The sequence below is a fragment of the Oceanimonas marisflavi genome, from assembly GCF_003049725.1.
Lineage (GTDB): Bacteria > Pseudomonadota > Gammaproteobacteria > Enterobacterales > Aeromonadaceae > Oceanimonas > Oceanimonas marisflavi.
Window position 1 is genome coordinate 18338 of the sequence record NZ_QAGM01000028.1, and the last position, 14472, is coordinate 32809.

A 14472-nucleotide genomic window follows, 5' to 3' on the forward strand; every position below is an offset into this window, starting at 1 on the left:
CTTTTATCCCGCGCGGCGGAATTTGCCCGTGAGGCACGCTTGTGCTCATGCTTTTTGAATCCGGCTTGGGTAAAGTAGGGGACTCTGTAACCGCCAACCGGCCCGCGAGTCTTTATTCCACATGATGTCTGTGCAATTGCTGAAACAGGAGCGTCTGGCCCGCCTTATGCTGGTGTGCGTGGCGGCCTACACCCTGTTTGGCATGCATCTGTATTTGCCGCATTTGCTGGGCACCGGGCTGCAGCTGCCGTTTAATATTGCCGGCTGGTTCTTCGTGGGTATCATGACCACGCTGGGGTTGTGGCACTGGCACCGGCGACGGTTGCTGACCAGCCGGTTCTGGCTGGGGCTGGTCACCGCCAGTGTGCTGTTGTGGCTGCCGTTTTTCTACTGGCACAACAATTCGGTGGCCGGTCAGGCGCTGCCGCGCATGCTGGGGCTGACCGGCGGCCTGCTGTTGTTTCTGGCCCTGCAGCAATGTCGCTTCAGCGAGCGCGGGCGCCGCTATCTGCTTTATGGTCTGTTGCTGGCAGTGAGCATGGAAATGCTGCTGGGCCTGCTGCAGTTTTTTGTGCTGGAACCGGGCAATATCTTTGGCTACAACACCAATGTGCGCTCCCCTTATGGCATTTTTCAGCATCGCAATGTGATGGCCAGTTTTGTGGCCACCGGTATGGTGCTGGCGGTGTATTTATGGCTGAACGAGGCCAAATCGCCCTGGCGCCCGTTTTTGTTCAAGTCGTGCTGGTTTGCCGCCGTGCTGGGCGCCGGCGCCATGCTGGTGGTGCTGCTGCAGTCCCGGGCCGGCCAGCTGGGGCTGCTGCTGGGACTGCTGCTGCTGTTGCCGCTCTTATGGCAAACCCTGGTTCGGACCCGCTCCAAGCGGCTGCTGGTCAGTCTGTTGCTGATTCCGCTGGGCGTGCTGGTGGGGGTGTTCGGGCTGGATGCCTTTGAGATGAGCAAGCGCAGCCTGGATATCTATACCCAGGCCGACGGCCGCTTCGACATTTACGCCCATGGCCTGCGCATGTGGCTGGATCGCCCCTGGATGGGCTATGGCTATGGCAGTTTTGAATCGGCGTTTTACCGCACCTATGCCCTGTGGCGGGAGCAGACCCCCGGTGCCCAGCCGCTGTTCACCGAAATGGGGCATCCCCACAATGAGTTTTTGCTGTGGGCCATTGAAGGCGGGCTGGCGCCCCTGATTGGCCTGGTGCTGATGATAGGCCTGGTGCTGCGGCTGTTAAGCCGGGTGCCGCTTGAGCGTTCACTGGCCTGGGTGGGTATTCTGATGCCGGTGTTTATTCACAGTCAGACCGAGTTTCCCGTTTATCATTCTCTGCCTCACTGGTTTACGGTGCTGGTGCTGCTGTATGTGATCGACGCCGAGCACGGCCAGCGCGTGCTGCTGCCAGCGCCGCCGGCCTGGAGCCGCTGGCCGGTGCGGGCCTGGGGCGTGGGCGTCATGCTGTTTATGGCCACCGGCCTGGTGGCCAGCCAGCAGATCACCGCCTATGCGCATCAGTCACAGCGGGATCCGGCACAACTTGAGCGGGTGCTGAACCCGCTGATCTGGCATGATCGCACCGCTTTTTATCGTCATCATGCCCGGCTTGAGGCGGGGCTGCTGAGCGGTGAGCGGGAAGTGCTGCTGGACTACGCCAGCTGGGCAAAGCGCTTTTTGCAGCACACCCCCAGGGCCGGCATTTATTACAATGCCTATCTGGCGCTGGTGCGGGCAGGAGAAGCGGAGCGGGCCGAAGCCCTGCTGAGTGAGGCGCGGCGGCTCTATCCCAATGTATTGCTGCTGCGAAAGGCCAGCATTGGACGGGCCCTGATGCACCTGAAGCAGGTGCATCAGAACATGAATACCCGCGATCTGAACAGTTTTATTCCTCTCTATGACAATCTGCGACCGGCCATTGGCGGCGCCTATTAACCGCGATGGGAGTGAGGTGCACAGGGACTGCTCGAACCCTATCAGGCAGTGGTTGGGCGGGTGATATGGGCTCCCGCCTTCGCGGGAGCGACAAATCAGGTTGCGCCGGGGCGAGGATTACCCCCGCTCGGGCAGCAGCCCAACACCGGTAAGGGAATCGCTGCTCTGCAGCGAAGTGACGGTAATGTCTTGCTGGCTCCAGTCCACCTGTTTGCCGGTGGCGGCGTACAGTGTCTGGTTAATGCTGTCGGGGGTCAGCTCGGGATGATGTTCGGCGCGGCCGCCGGGCAGATAGATGGTGCCGTTGGAGAAGTCCACCGCAAAGGCGATAACCCCGGGCACCAGAAAAATCAGCAGGCCCACGCCGTTGGCGATGGCGACTACGGGGTCGATGCGGCCGCTGCGCTGGCCCTTGCGCTCGGGGTAAAACACGGTGCCGCAGGCGGCAAGCTGAGTGGTGATAACGCCGGCCAGTGCCAGCGCCAGGGTTTTTTGTCGGATCCTGGCCATGGTGATACCTCGTTTAAAAGAAAAACAGCCTCTTGAGTGTATAAGATATCGGTGCAATCTGAATCCAAATTGGCGGTGTGACGGACAGAGTCTGGCGTATTTTCACTGGCCGGCCATCAGCGCCATCACCTCGGCATCGTCCACCTGGGGAAAGTCACGATAGCCCTGCCCGACGGAAAAAAAGGGATGGGGCGTCGACAGGCAACACACGCGATCCACCAGAGGAGCGAGTTCGGCAATGGTATCGGCCGGCCCGACCGGCACGGCCACCAGCACCCGGTCGGGGTGATGGGCGAGGGTGGCTTCAATGGCTACCCGCATGGTGGCTCCGGTGGCCAGGCCGTCGTCGACCAGGATCACCGTTTTGCCCGCCAGGGCAAGGGGAGGGCGCTGATGGCGGTATTTATTCTCCCGCCGGGCCAGTTCCCGCTGCTCCTGGTGAAGGGTTTGTTCTATCTGGTACTGACTGATGCCCAGTTGCCGGATAAGGCAGTGATTGAGAAAGTGGACCCCACCACTGGCCACGGCCCCCATGGCCAGCTCCGGATGACCCGGACAGCCCAGTTTGCGTACCATCATCAGATCCAGCGGAGCCGGCAGCGCCCCGGCCACAGGGGCGGCAACGGGAACACCACCCCGGGGCAGGGCCAGCACGATAAGCGGCGCCGGCCATTTGCATTTGTGGCGAAGGCGAACCAGCTCCCGGGCCAGTTCAACGCCGGCCTGGTGACGATCTGCAAAGGGCGGTGACATAAGGCCCCCGGACTGAATAAAGTGTATCTTTAAAGTTTATGTGCCTGAACGCAAAAAGCCCACCGCAAGATGCGGTGGGCTTTTTGAGGATGATTTGGTCGGCGTGAGAGGATTTGAACCTCCGACCCCTGACACCCCATGACAGTGCGCTACCAGGCTGCGCTACACGCCGAGAACGTCATTCGTGATGACGGGGCGCATAATAGAAAAGGCAGCCGGTGCTGTCAACACTCAATCTTTACTCCCCCGGTTCAAGTGCTGTTAATTTGCGCACAAGCGTCATGGCAGGGTGTTGTGCATCAAGGGGTTATCCATTCCCTTGCCGGCCCGACGAGCTATAATAGCCCATCCTGCCCAGTGTGGCAGGCGACTCATTCAAGGAGACAGGTTATGGCAGAAGAGACCATTTTCAGCAAAATCATTCGCAAGGAAATTCCCGCCGACATCCTGTATCAGGACGAGCTGGTTACCGCCTTCCGTGATATTGCCCCCAAGGCGCCCACCCATATTCTGATCATTCCCAATGTGGTGATCCCCACCGTTAACGAGGTGGAAGCCGAACACGAACAGGCCCTGGGCCGCATGTTTACCGTGGCACGCAAACTGGCCGCCGAGGCGGGCATTGCCGAAGACGGCTACCGCTTGATGGTAAACTGCAACCGGCATGGCGGACAGGAGGTGTATCATATTCACATGCACTTGCTGGGTGGTCGCCCGCTGGGCCCCATGCTGGCGCAATAAGGAGCCGGAATGACATCGTTTCGTATTGCTACACTGGCCTCGGCGGTACTGGCGCTGAGCGCCTGTACTCTGCCTAATCCTTACTCCTCCCAGCCGGCACCGGTAACGCCGGTCACGCCGGAGCCGGTACCGCCCAGGCTGCCGACCCCGGCACCCGCGCCGCAGCCGCCGGTGATCGACCTGCCCCAGGCTCCGCCCGCGCCCCTGCCCGAGGCCAACAACGCCACCATGCAGCGACTGGCAGACAGTCTGGCTGCCCGGCTTGGCGGCAGCGCCGCCATCAATGAAGTGACCGGCCCCGTGCTGCTGGACGAAATTCGAAACCAGGCCGGCAGTCCGGTGGACACCCGGGGTCTGACCGAGCGGCTGCAGGCGCAGCTGAGCGGCTCGCTCAACTTTGTCAGTGGCCCCGAAGTCAACAGTCTGCGTCAGCAGCTGGCGTTTCAGAGTGGCCGGGCCGACATGGCCTCGCTGGTGCGACTGGGCAAGCAGAGTGGCGCCGATTATCTGCTGTCCGGCAGTCTGCACCGGGCCGGCAGCGGCTTCAGCCTGCGGGCCCAGCTGATGGAGCTGGCGAGCGGCGAAGTACTCTGGTCCGACAGCGTCAGTGGACGCTGAGCTACTCAAGGTTCTGCCACCGGCCCTGCATGGCTGCCTGACGCCCCTGAGCGGCGGGCTGACCAACAGCAGTTACCGGCTGACCACCGAACAGGGGCATTACTGGCTGCGCCGGGGACGTTTGCGGCCCCATGAACTGGGCATTGACCGTTATCATGAGCTCATTGCTCATCGGGCTGCGGCCGGGGCCGGGCTGGCCCCGGCCATTCGTTTTTGCGAGCCGCAGTCGGGCATTCTGGTGCTGGACTGGCTTGATGAGCCGGACTGGCGGCGGCAGCCGGGCTCCCTTGAGGCTCTCATGCCCAGAGTGGCGCAGTTGCATCAGCTGATCCCCGCCGGGCTGCCGGTGCTGAATTTGCCCGAACGGGTACGTCACTACCGCCAGCAACTCAGCGCGCCGCCATCCTGGCTGACACCTCTGATGGCCCATTTTGACCGCCCCGAACTCAACCCCGATTTTGTGCCCACCCTGTGCCATTGCGATCTGACCGCCGGAAACCTGATGGGCTCCCGGCCCTGGCTGGTGGACTGGGAATATGCGGCACTGGCGGATCCGGCCTTTGAGCTGGCGGTGATCGCCGACGACAGGGGGCTGAGCGAGCAGGACTGCACCGGGCTGCTGACGCACTACCGGGCCGCCGGGGGTAGCATGAATATGGCCCGGCTGCGTGCCCGCCTGCATTGGGTGAAGCTGCTCACCCTGCTGTGGGCCCTGGTGCAGTACCAGCACACCGGCGAGGCGGAATATGCAACTTGGGTTGACACCGCCCGAAAAAAACTAACCTCTTTTCAGTAGGTTGGTGATGAGCGTAGCGAATCCCAACATGCCGGTGGGCACGGCATTCATGCAGCAAATATTTATCTGATTTCAACACGGCCGCATGGCGGCCCCGGAGCAAATATGGGTCCCTTTATTCTTGATGTAAACGGCTGTGAGCTGGATGCGGAAGAGCGCGAGCTGCTGGCACACCCGACGGTGGGCGGGGTGATATTTTTCAGCAGAAATTATCATGACCGCGAGCAGCTGACGGCCCTGGTGCGCAGCATTCGGGCGGTAAAGCCTGGCCTGCTGCTGACCGTGGATCACGAAGGCGGCCGGGTGCAGCGCTTTCGCAACGGCTTTTTTCCGCTGCCGGCGTCGGGCAAACTGGCCGCCTTGAATCATCCCGAGCGCCAGGACCTGCTGGCCGACGCCGGCTGGCTGATGGCCGCCGAGCTGCTGGCCCACGACATTGATCTCAGCTTTGCCCCCGTGCTCGATCTGGAGCGGGGCAGCGAGGTCATTGGCGATCGCAGCTTTGGCTGTGATCCGCAGCCGGTGATCGATAACGCCGGGGCTTACCTTCGTGGCATGAGCGATGCCGGCATGGCGGCGGTGGCCAAGCATTTTCCCGGCCACGGCAGCGTGCGCGCCGACTCCCATAAAGAAAGTCCGGTAGATGAGCGGGAGCTTGCCGAGATTGAGCAGGCCGATCTGGTGCCGTTCAAGGCGCTGATCGCACAGGGGATGATTCAGGGCGTGATGCCGGCCCATGTGATTTACCGGAGCGTGGACGAACGCCCTGCCGGCTTCTCGTCATTCTGGCTGAACGAGGTGCTGCGCCGCCGGCTGGGCTTTAATGGCCTGATTTTCAGCGACGATCTTACCATGGAAGGGGCGGCCGTGGCCGGCGGCTATGCAGAGCGCGCGCGCCAGGCCCTGGCCGCGGGCTGCGATCTGTTGCTGGCCTGCAACCACAGGGCCGGGGCGGTAAGCATTATCGACAGCCTGCCCCATGATCTGCAGCCTAACCTGTCTTCATTGCGGAAAAAGGACAACGCCGGCCCGGCCCACCTCTATGGCAGCCGCCGTTGGCGCGAGGCCGCCGGGCGGCTGCGCCGCATTGGCGCAGAGCAGGGCTGGAATGACTGATTGGTAAGTTATTTTGATGGGAATATAAAGTTGTGCAATTGATGGCAACTTTTACAATGGAGGTCGCTTCGAGTGGAGCGACTCCAGAAGAATCTGCCGCTATGGAAACGCCATAGCCGCAGGTTTTTTCATTCTTAACGAGGTTTGAACAATGACACGCATTATTGTGGTCGGCGGTGGTGCCGGCGGTCTTGAGCTGGTCACCAAACTGGGCCGTCAGCTGGGCCGCAAGGGCAAGGCGGAAGTGATCCTGGTGGATCGTAACCGTACCCACCTGTGGAAACCGCTGTTGCACGAAGTGGCCACCGGCGCCATGGACACCGGCATCGACGGTCTGAGCTACCGCTCCCAGGCTCACAATCACGGCTTCAGCTTTCACCTGGGCACCCTGATCGACATCGACCGTGACAACAAACGCATCACCCTGGCGCCGCTGGCCGACGACAACGGCAGGCAGATGGTGGGCGAGCGCAGCCTGAGCTACGACATTCTGGTGATGGCCATCGGCTCTGTGTCGAACGACTTTGGTACCAAGGGCGTGCGCGACCACTGTATTTTCCTCGACAGCCCCCAGCAGGCCGAGCGCTTTCACGATGAGATGATGAACCACTTTCTGCAATACGCCGAAAGCGACACCGTGGACGAAAAAGTGGACATCGCCATTGTGGGCGGCGGCGCCACCGGCGTGGAGCTCTCTGCCGAGCTCTATAACGCCGTGGAGCACCTGAGCGCCTATGGCTTTAAAAAGCTCAACCGCGACTGCCTGCGCCTGACCCTGGTGGAAGCCGGCCCGCGTATTCTGCCGGCGCTGCCCGAGCGTATTTCCGCCATGGCGCACAAGGAGCTGCGCGAGCTGGGCGTGGACGTGCGGGTGGGCACCATGGTGGTGGAAGCCACCGCCGAGGGCCTGAAAACCAAAAGCGACGAGCTGATCCCCGCCAACCTGATGGTGTGGGCCGCCGGTATCAAGGCGCCGGATTTCATGAAAGACATCGCCGGGCTGGAGACCAACCGCATCAACCAGCTGGCGGTAAAGAACACCCTGCAGACCACCCGCGACGACAGCATTTTCGTGATTGGCGACTGCGCCTTCTGCCTGCAGGATGACGGCAAGCCGGTGCCGCCGCGGGCCCAGTCGGCTCACCAGATGGCGAGCCTGGCCTACGACAATATTATCGCCAGCCTCAACGGCAAACCGCTCAAGCCCTATGTGTACAAGGATCACGGCTCCCTGGTGAACCTGAGCCGCTACTCCACGGTGGGCTCGCTGATGGGCAACCTGATGCGCGGCTCCATGATGGTGGAAGGGCGCATTGCCCGCACCGTGTATGTATCCCTTTATCGCATGCACCAGGTGGCGCTGCACGGTTACACCCGCACCGGCCTGATGATGCTGGTGGGCCGCATCAACCGTTTTCTGCGCCCGCGGCTGAAACTGCACTGAGCCATGTCCATATCGCCCTCCGGTGCCCTGACCCTGATGGTGCAGGGCACCGCTTCCGACGCCGGTAAAACCACTCTGGTGGCCGGCCTGTGCCGGGTGTTTGCCCGTCGTGGTCTGCACGTGGCGCCGTTCAAGCCCCAGAACATGGCGCTGAACAGTGCCGTGACCTGCGATGGCGGCGAAATTGGCCGGGCTCAGGCGCTGCAGGCGGTGGCCTGTGGTGTGCCCGCCCATACCGACTTTAACCCGGTGCTGCTCAAGCCCCAGAGCGACACCAGTGCCCAGGTGATCGTGCAGGGCCGGGCGCTGTCGGTAGTGGAAGCCAGGGATTTTTTCGGCCCCGGCGCCCGTCACTACAAACAAAGAGTGATGACGGCGGTGCTCGACTCCTTTGAACGCCTGCGTCAGGCTTACCAGCGGATTCTGGTGGAAGGGGCGGGCAGCCCGGCGGAGATTAACCTGCGGGACAACGACATTGCCAACATGGGCTTTGCCGAGGCCGCCGACTGCCCTGTCATTCTGGTGGCCGACATCGACAAGGGCGGCGTGTTTGCCCAGCTTTACGGCACCCTGATGCTGCTGAGTGAGGCGGAGCGGGCGCGGGTCAAGGGACTGGTGATCAACCGCTTTCGCGGTGATATTCGCCTGCTGGAAAATGGTCTTACCATGATTGAGCAGCTCACCGGCAAGCCGGTGCTGGGCGTGGTGCCTTACCTGGACAACCTGGTGCTGGACGCCGAAGACGCCATTGTTCATCACAGTGCCGCCAGCAGTGACGAACGGCCACTCCGGGTCGTGGTGCTGGTCACCCCGCGTATCAGCAATCACACCGACTTTGACGCCCTGCGCCTGCATCCGCGGGTGGATCTTGCCCTGGTGCACGCGGGTTCGAACCCGGCGCAGTGCCCAGCCGCCGACCTGGTGATCATTCCCGGCAGCAAGGCGGTGCGGGACGATCTGGCCACCCTCATGGCCAATGGCTGGAAGGCCTGGCTGGATCGCCACCTGCGCTACGGTGGCAAGCTCATTGGCATTTGTGGTGGCTATCAGATGCTGGGGGAGTTGATTGACGACCCTCAGGGCCTTGAAAGCGCCGCCGGCCGCAGTGCCGGGCTGGGCTATCTGCCCATGACCACCACCCTTGAAGCCGGCAAGCAACTGCGTAATGTCACCGGCACGCTGAGCCTTGCTGGCGCCTCTTGCGCCGTACATGGCTATGAAATTCACTGCGGCCGAAGCCAGCCGCTGGTTGAACACCGGGCGCCATTGACGCTGGCCGCCGACGGCGCCGCCCCCCAACCGGACGGCATGGTCTCGCACGACAATCAGGTGCTGGGCACCTATCTGCACGGCCTGTTTGACAGCGTGGAGGCCTGTAACGCTCTGCTGGCCTGGGCCGGTCTTGAGCACAGCCGGCAGGCGGTGGCCCTGGACGCGCTGCGTGAGGCCAGCCTCAACCGGCTGGCCGATACCCTTGAGCAGTACCTGAATATGGATTTACTCGAACAATGTATGCAACCGAACAGCCAACAAGGAAATCACCATGAGCCATGAGCAGAATCGCGAGCAGGTAAAAGCCGAGCGCCATCAGCAGCGCCAGCAGAAGGTAAAGGAAGCGGTCGATGCCAAAGTGGCCGCCGCCACCGAAGAGCGCGGTGTGCTCATGGTGATCACCGGCAACGGCAAGGGCAAGAGCACCGCCGGCTTTGGCACGGTGGCGCGGGCCGTGGGCCACGGCAAAAAGGCCGCCGTGGTGCAGTTTATCAAGGGCGGCTGGGACTGCGGCGAGCGCAATCTGCTGCAACAGGTGGGCGTGCCCTTTGTGGTGATGAACACCGGCTTTACCTGGGAAACCCAGAACCGGGAAAAGGACATAGAAGCCTGCGAGCAGACCTGGCTGCCGGCGGAGCAAATGCTGGCCGACCCGAGCATCGATTTGGTGCTGCTCGACGAGCTGACCTACATGGTGGCCTATCATTACCTGGATCTGGACAGAGTGCTCACCGCCCTGAAAAACCGCCCGGCGCACCAGCATGTGGTGATCACCGGTCGCGGCTGTCACCGCGCTATTATTGAACTGGCCGACACCGTAAGCGAAGTGCAGTCGGTGAAGCACGCCTTTGAAGCCGGGGTAAAGGCCCAGCAAGGGTTTGATTACTGAGAGCGAGGTTCAGGACGGCTGATCATTCTCCCGCTTCATCAGCACAAAGGTGAGATACATCTTGGTGGGCAGGGAGAGCACCATGCCCACGGCCACACAGCCGGCGCTGATCAGAATGCCGTTTACGCCCAGCGCCTCCATGTGGCTGCTGTTGTGCAGGTAAACCCCCAGCACGATCAGGGCTATGCCGATGCTCATGGCGATTTTCATTATCCGGATCAGCATGGTGCTGGTCATAACACCTCCCGTGCCCTGGCTGCTCTTTCTACAGACTAGCTCAGCCGGGCAGGGGAGTATTGATACAGATCAGCGGTTATGGGGCATTGCGCTGAGAAGGGTTTCTTTTGAAGCTCTTGATCAGTGAGTGCGGGTCAACCTGAGCGCGATGCTCACCGGCGGCCCGGGCCCACCAGAGCAGCTGATTAAAAGTACGATCAAAGTAATCAGACCAGGCTTGCTCGTCTTCCCCCGCCTGCACGGCGCCATTTGCTGCAAATACTTCCTGCGCCCTGGGCACATGGATCATGGCCGACACCGGCAGGCAGCCCAGCTCGGAGAGAAAGGTGCGCATGCCAACGGCTGCCCGCATGCCGCCCCATTGCCCTGCCGAATAGGTCACAATGGCGCTCGGCTTGTAGGAGAACAGCGAGCTGCCGAAGTGGTTCAGCAGGTTGGCCAGTGCCGGGCTCATGGAGTGATTGTACTCCGGGCTGACCATGATAAAGCCATCGGCGGCGGCGATTTTCTCTGCCAGCCGGTTAAGCGGCTCCGGCGCTCTGCCGCTGGCATAGGCAAAGTGAGGCTTGAACATCGGCTCCAGTGGGTAGTCCAGGGCATCGATCAGCTCTACTTGGTGATCACCATGGTTGCCTTGCAGACAGGCCAGACACGCCTTTGCCACACGCTCACCCAGACGGGCCGGCCGGGGTGGCGTGCTGTTTCTTACACTGCCCAGAAAAACCAGTAACTTCACTTGAAAATTCTCCTTATCGACGGTTAACAGCAAGGGGCTCATTAATAAACTGTGTTGACCCGGATCAGAGCGGACAGGTACGTAACCAAATCCTTTAGCCGTTATCAAGCTGCGCCTCGGCCAGCGTCAGCACGGTATTCACCCGGCTGGGCACTGGCTTGTGGCGATGGGTGGCGGCATAAATGGTTTCGCTGACCGGGTGGGGCAGGGCATGGACACGGATCAGCTCCGGCTGTGCAAAGGCCGCCACCGCATGGGCCGGCAGCACGGTAAAGCCCAGCCCCAGGCTCACCGGCGCCAGGATCAGCCCAATCTGGTTGGAAAAGCCGCTCTTTCTGAACTGACTCACATGTTCAAATTCGGGGTAGTTGGCGCCGAGCAGCAGGCCGGCATGATGGCTGCCGTCCGGGTGATCGATAAAGCCCAGCTGGAGCAGGGCGGGCCAGTCGGGCTCGGCCACGACGGCCGGGGTGACCAGCAGCAGGGCTTCTTTGGCCATGGCCCGGCAATGCACCGCTTCATGGGTGGAGGGGCGCGTCATCAGCCCCAGATCCACGGTATTGTTTGCCACCGCCTGCTCCACGCTGACGTTGGGAGCAAAGCGATAGTCGATCGCCAGTGTGTTGTGCCGGCGCTGCAGCTCCAGCAGCTGCGGATACAGCTTGAGGCCCACACTGCCCGGCGACATGAGCCGCACCAGCCCGGCAACCGGATCATCGAGCCCCACTTGCTGCTTCAGACCCGAGAGGGATTGCAGAACAGGCCGGCCCCCGGCATACAGCCGCTCACCGGCATCGGTCAGGGTAAAGCCCTTGCCTTGGCGCATCAGCAGTGGCACGCCAAAATACTCTTCCAGTTTGCGCACCTGCTGGCTCACGCCCGACTGGGTCATGTGCAGCCGCTCGGCGGTGTGGGTGAAATGCCCCACCTCCACCAGGGTGCAGAAGCTGCGCAGCCACACCGGATTAATCATCACAAAATGCACTCATAATAATAAAAAACGATAATTTTTAATGATTAAAGCATGTGGTTAAGCTCACCTCAACCACAACACAAGAGGTGAGCGTGATGAGCAAGGTTTATCCGAGAAATTTTTCCCATATTGGCATTTCGGTGCCGGATCTCGACAAGGCGGTGGCGTTTTATACCCAGGTGATGGGCTGGTATCTGATTATGCAGCCCACCGAGATCACTGAAGACGACAGCGCCATTGGCGAAATGTGCAGCGACGTGTTCGGCCCGGGCTGGGGTCGCTTTCGCATTGCTCATCTGTCAACCGGCGACCGGGTAGGCGTGGAGCTGTTTCAGTTTCAGGGACAGCAAAACCCCGACAACAACTTTGAATACTGGAAAACCGGTGTGTTTCACTTCTGCGTGCAGGACCCGGACGTGGAAGGCCTGGCCGAGCGCATTGTGGCGGCGGGCGGCAGAGCGCGCATGGCAAAACCGCGCTACTACTATCCGGGAAAAAAGCCCTACCGCATGATCTATATGGAAGACCCGTTCGGCAATATTGTGGAAATCTACAGCCACAGCTATGAGCTTATCTACAGCGAAGGCGCTTATTAAACAAAACAGGCCGGGAGCCCGGCCTGTTTGTCAGTACACTGCAGCGCTCAGCGCGGGTGCTGCAGCCAGTTCAGATAGCCCTGCATAAATTGCTCAAGCCGCTTTTGATGATCGTCACTCTTCAGCTCGCCATCGTTGTTAAAGGCGGTGTGGGCAGACGCCAGCAGGTAATCGGGTGCCTGATAAACCGGCGACAGCGTGCCCGCCAGCACGCTGCGCAGGTGCGTTTGTGCCCGGGCGCCGCCAAGCGCGCTCATGGAGGCGCTGAGCAGGGCGCAGGGCTTATGGGTAAGCACGGCATTGAACGCCGGCCGCGAGGCCCAGTCGATCACGTTTTTCATCACCCCGGAAAAGCTGTAGTTGTACTCCGGCGTGACCAGCACCAGGCCATCGGCCGCTGCAATGGCGTCCAGCAGCGCCTGCACCGGCGCGGGTTTGACGTCGCCGTCCAGATCCCCGTTATAAAGTGGAATGGCCGAAATATCATGCACCTTCAGCTCGGCGCTCTCGCTGGCCGCGACCCTGGCCGCCGCCTTCAACAGCAGGGTATTGAACGAGCCGGCCCTCAGGCTGCCGCTGATCCCCAGTAGTTTCATGGTTACCTCCTGCACAGTGTGTTTGAAACTGGCTTGCGGATTTACAGGAGTAAGCGTAGGCGCTGACTGACAGGGCAGGGAACTTAACAGTGGCTTATGTCACGAAAAGTGACGCCACAAATGGCTGTGCGACTGTTCAAACTCTAAGCTGACCAGATAAAGGGCCGGTAACCGGATTGTAAAGGGATAAGGGGAAAAGATGCTGGTACGCTGGTTACTGATGCTTTCCTTTTTTGTGGTTTTTTCTGCCATTGCAACCAGCCCGACGTCACAGCGCTGGGAAATGGCAAAAAATAAAGATGGTATTACCATTCAGACCCGGCACCATCAGGCTGGCCTGGTAGAGATTCGAGCCCGGACGTTTGTCGTTACCCGTTATGCGGCCTTTATGGCACTGCTGGAAGACAGTGCAAATATTCCCAACTGGATAGATAACGTCTCCTCAAGCCGGGTACTTGAACAGATCTCACTTACCGAAAATATTGTCTATACCCGCTTTCGGGCGCCCTGGCCGGTGCAGGACCGCGATATGGTCACCTATTCAAGGTTTGAGCAACCGCCGGGTGCCCTGGTTCTGACCATTGAGGATGCTTCTGATGCCTATCCGCAGCAACAAGGTTATATTCGAATCAAGGCCGTTAAAGCCACCTGGACCCTGGCAAAACTGACCAATGGGCTGACTCATATCGAATATATCGCGTTTGCCGATCCCGGTGGCAATTTACCCGGCTGGATGACCAACCAACTCTCGGTGACCAGTGCATTCAACACCTTTCAGGGACTAAGAGAGCAGTTGCCCAAGTATCAGAACCGGACCCACCCCGAAGTGAGAGATTGAAGAAGGAGAGTTTGAACGTGCAGGTCGGCATAAACAGCAGCTTTACCCAGCCCCTCATCCAGGCTGCTGATGGTAACTCAATATCACTCCATGCCTATCAGGGCAAGAGCATACTTTGCTGTTAATTTAACCAAAGAATAATTGAGCCCGGTAATCGTCGTTCCAACTGGCCCGCTTCAGCTTGTTGCGTTGACTCGGTGAGCCACACTCGCTTTGCTTGAGGATGTTCATGATAAACCGCCGGAACAACGCCATGTTCTCCACAGCGTCTCCCGTGGCAATCCGTGAAGCATCTTCGTTAAACACCACATCAAGAATGTAGTGTTGGCTGTTTTCTATACGCCAGTGCTGACGAATATAGTGCCCCAGCAGCTTGTGTTTCGGCGACAGTGAGCTGACATAATAAGAGGTATCAACT

At 60.4% G+C, this 14472-nt stretch carries 17 protein-coding genes and 1 tRNA gene; 10 read left to right on the forward strand and 8 right to left on the reverse strand.

The genetic code is table 11. The features are described from left to right. The first annotated feature begins 121 nt into the window (after window positions 1-121). Complete coding sequence (locus DA373_RS14335; RefSeq protein WP_107852985.1) at window positions 122-1939, forward strand: PglL family O-oligosaccharyltransferase; 1818 nt, start codon at window positions 122-124, stop codon at window positions 1937-1939. A 117-nt stretch (window positions 1940-2056) separates the two neighbouring features. On the opposite strand, the gene DA373_RS14340 is transcribed toward DA373_RS14335, so the two are convergent. From DA373_RS14340 to DA373_RS14350, 3 genes are all read right to left on the reverse strand, one after another. Beyond that, window positions 2057-2449, reverse strand: coding sequence for a hypothetical protein (locus tag DA373_RS14340; protein WP_107852986.1), 393 nt, complete (start codon window positions 2447-2449; stop codon window positions 2057-2059). A gap of 102 nt (window positions 2450-2551) precedes the next feature. Beyond that, window positions 2552-3202, reverse strand: coding sequence for a phosphoribosyltransferase (locus DA373_RS14345; protein ID WP_107852987.1), 651 nt, complete (start codon window positions 3200-3202; stop codon window positions 2552-2554). Window positions 3203-3297: 95 nt separating this feature from the next. Further along, window positions 3298-3374 (reverse strand) — tRNA-Pro (locus DA373_RS14350). A 218-nt stretch (window positions 3375-3592) separates the two neighbouring features. On the opposite strand from DA373_RS14350, the gene hinT reads away from it, so the two are divergent. From hinT to cobO, 7 genes are all read left to right on the forward strand, one after another. After that, complete coding sequence (gene hinT / locus DA373_RS14355; RefSeq protein WP_107852988.1) at window positions 3593-3943, forward strand: purine nucleoside phosphoramidase; 351 nt, start codon at window positions 3593-3595, stop codon at window positions 3941-3943. Window positions 3944-3952: 9 nt separating this feature from the next. Next, on the forward strand, window positions 3953-4561 hold the full coding sequence (locus DA373_RS14360) for a penicillin-binding protein activator LpoB (protein WP_107852989.1): 609 nt from the start codon (window positions 3953-3955) through the stop codon (window positions 4559-4561). Further along, complete coding sequence (locus DA373_RS14365) at window positions 4551-5357, forward strand: choline kinase family protein (protein ID WP_107852990.1); 807 nt, start codon at window positions 4551-4553, stop codon at window positions 5355-5357. Before DA373_RS14360 ends, DA373_RS14365 begins: the two co-directional genes overlap by 11 nt. A 105-nt stretch (window positions 5358-5462) precedes the next feature. Beyond that, window positions 5463-6473, forward strand: coding sequence for a beta-N-acetylhexosaminidase (gene nagZ / locus DA373_RS14370; RefSeq protein ID WP_107852991.1), 1011 nt, complete (start codon window positions 5463-5465; stop codon window positions 6471-6473). Window positions 6474-6624: 151 nt separating this feature from the next. Next, window positions 6625-7917, forward strand: a complete 1293-nt coding sequence (locus tag DA373_RS14375) for an NAD(P)/FAD-dependent oxidoreductase (RefSeq protein WP_107852992.1) — start codon at window positions 6625-6627, stop codon at window positions 7915-7917. 3 nt (window positions 7918-7920) lie between these two features. Then, the gene (locus DA373_RS14380; protein WP_232821292.1) at window positions 7921-9471 is read left to right on the forward strand and encodes a cobyric acid synthase; all 1551 of its coding nucleotides are present in this window, start codon (window positions 7921-7923) and stop codon (window positions 9469-9471) included. Then, the gene (cobO, locus tag DA373_RS14385; RefSeq protein ID WP_107852993.1) at window positions 9461-10078 is read left to right on the forward strand and encodes a cob(I)yrinic acid a,c-diamide adenosyltransferase; all 618 of its coding nucleotides are present in this window, start codon (window positions 9461-9463) and stop codon (window positions 10076-10078) included. Before DA373_RS14380 ends, cobO begins: the two co-directional genes overlap by 11 nt. A gap of 9 nt (window positions 10079-10087) precedes the next feature. On the opposite strand, the gene DA373_RS14390 is transcribed toward cobO, so the two are convergent. From DA373_RS14390 to DA373_RS14400, 3 genes are all read right to left on the reverse strand, one after another. Then, a complete protein-coding gene (locus tag DA373_RS14390; protein ID WP_107852994.1) occupies window positions 10088-10315 on the reverse strand; it encodes a hypothetical protein in 228 nt (75 codons plus the stop codon). A gap of 76 nt (window positions 10316-10391) precedes the next feature. Continuing rightward, window positions 10392-11051: an NADPH-dependent FMN reductase gene (locus DA373_RS14395; protein WP_107853003.1), complete on the reverse strand. Its 660-nt coding sequence runs from the start codon at window positions 11049-11051 to the stop codon at window positions 10392-10394. A 94-nt stretch (window positions 11052-11145) separates the two neighbouring features. Beyond that, window positions 11146-12024, reverse strand: coding sequence for a LysR family transcriptional regulator (locus DA373_RS14400; protein ID WP_107852995.1), 879 nt, complete (start codon window positions 12022-12024; stop codon window positions 11146-11148). A 95-nt stretch (window positions 12025-12119) separates the two neighbouring features. Between DA373_RS14400 and DA373_RS14405 the strand changes: the two genes are divergently transcribed. Next, the gene (locus tag DA373_RS14405) at window positions 12120-12620 is read left to right on the forward strand and encodes a lactoylglutathione lyase family protein (RefSeq protein ID WP_107852996.1); all 501 of its coding nucleotides are present in this window, start codon (window positions 12120-12122) and stop codon (window positions 12618-12620) included. Window positions 12621-12667: 47 nt separating this feature from the next. On the opposite strand, the gene DA373_RS14410 is transcribed toward DA373_RS14405, so the two are convergent. Then, on the reverse strand, window positions 12668-13216 hold the full coding sequence (locus DA373_RS14410) for an NADPH-dependent FMN reductase (protein WP_107852997.1): 549 nt from the start codon (window positions 13214-13216) through the stop codon (window positions 12668-12670). A gap of 199 nt (window positions 13217-13415) precedes the next feature. Here DA373_RS14410 and DA373_RS14415 point away from each other — a divergent pair, with 199 nt between their 5' ends. Then, window positions 13416-14054 carry an START domain-containing protein gene (locus DA373_RS14415; protein WP_107852998.1) on the forward strand — a complete coding sequence of 213 codons (639 nt, stop codon included), beginning with the start codon at window positions 13416-13418 and terminating at the stop codon, window positions 14052-14054. 126 nt (window positions 14055-14180) lie between these two features. Here the strand turns inward: DA373_RS14415 and DA373_RS14420 are convergent. Then, a partial coding sequence (locus DA373_RS14420) for an ISAs1 family transposase (protein ID WP_107852999.1) occupies window positions 14181-14472 on the reverse strand: 292 nt, incomplete at its 5' end.

Excerpts from the sequence above, each read along its gene's own strand:
- DA373_RS14335 (WP_107852985.1), top strand. The coding sequence starts at position 122 with ATGATGTCTGTGCAATTGCTGAAACAGGAGCGTCTGGCCCGCCTTATG.
- DA373_RS14340 (WP_107852986.1), bottom strand. The coding sequence starts at position 2,449 with ATGGCCAGGATCCGACAAAAAACCCTGGCGCTGGCACTGGCCGGCGTT.
- DA373_RS14345 (WP_107852987.1), bottom strand. The coding sequence starts at position 3,202 with ATGTCACCGCCCTTTGCAGATCGTCACCAGGCCGGCGTTGAACTGGCC.
- hinT (WP_107852988.1), top strand. The coding sequence starts at position 3,593 with ATGGCAGAAGAGACCATTTTCAGCAAAATCATTCGCAAGGAAATTCCC.
- DA373_RS14360 (WP_107852989.1), top strand. The coding sequence starts at position 3,953 with ATGACATCGTTTCGTATTGCTACACTGGCCTCGGCGGTACTGGCGCTG.
- nagZ (WP_107852991.1), top strand. The coding sequence starts at position 5,463 with ATGGGTCCCTTTATTCTTGATGTAAACGGCTGTGAGCTGGATGCGGAA.
- DA373_RS14375 (WP_107852992.1), top strand. The coding sequence starts at position 6,625 with ATGACACGCATTATTGTGGTCGGCGGTGGTGCCGGCGGTCTTGAGCTG.
- DA373_RS14380 (WP_232821292.1), top strand. The coding sequence starts at position 7,921 with ATGTCCATATCGCCCTCCGGTGCCCTGACCCTGATGGTGCAGGGCACC.
- cobO (WP_107852993.1), top strand. The coding sequence starts at position 9,461 with ATGAGCCATGAGCAGAATCGCGAGCAGGTAAAAGCCGAGCGCCATCAG.
- DA373_RS14390 (WP_107852994.1), bottom strand. The coding sequence starts at position 10,315 with ATGACCAGCACCATGCTGATCCGGATAATGAAAATCGCCATGAGCATC.
- DA373_RS14400 (WP_107852995.1), bottom strand. The coding sequence starts at position 12,024 with ATGATTAATCCGGTGTGGCTGCGCAGCTTCTGCACCCTGGTGGAGGTG.
- DA373_RS14405 (WP_107852996.1), top strand. The coding sequence starts at position 12,120 with ATGAGCAAGGTTTATCCGAGAAATTTTTCCCATATTGGCATTTCGGTG.
- DA373_RS14410 (WP_107852997.1), bottom strand. The coding sequence starts at position 13,216 with ATGAAACTACTGGGGATCAGCGGCAGCCTGAGGGCCGGCTCGTTCAAT.
- DA373_RS14415 (WP_107852998.1), top strand. The coding sequence starts at position 13,416 with ATGCTGGTACGCTGGTTACTGATGCTTTCCTTTTTTGTGGTTTTTTCT.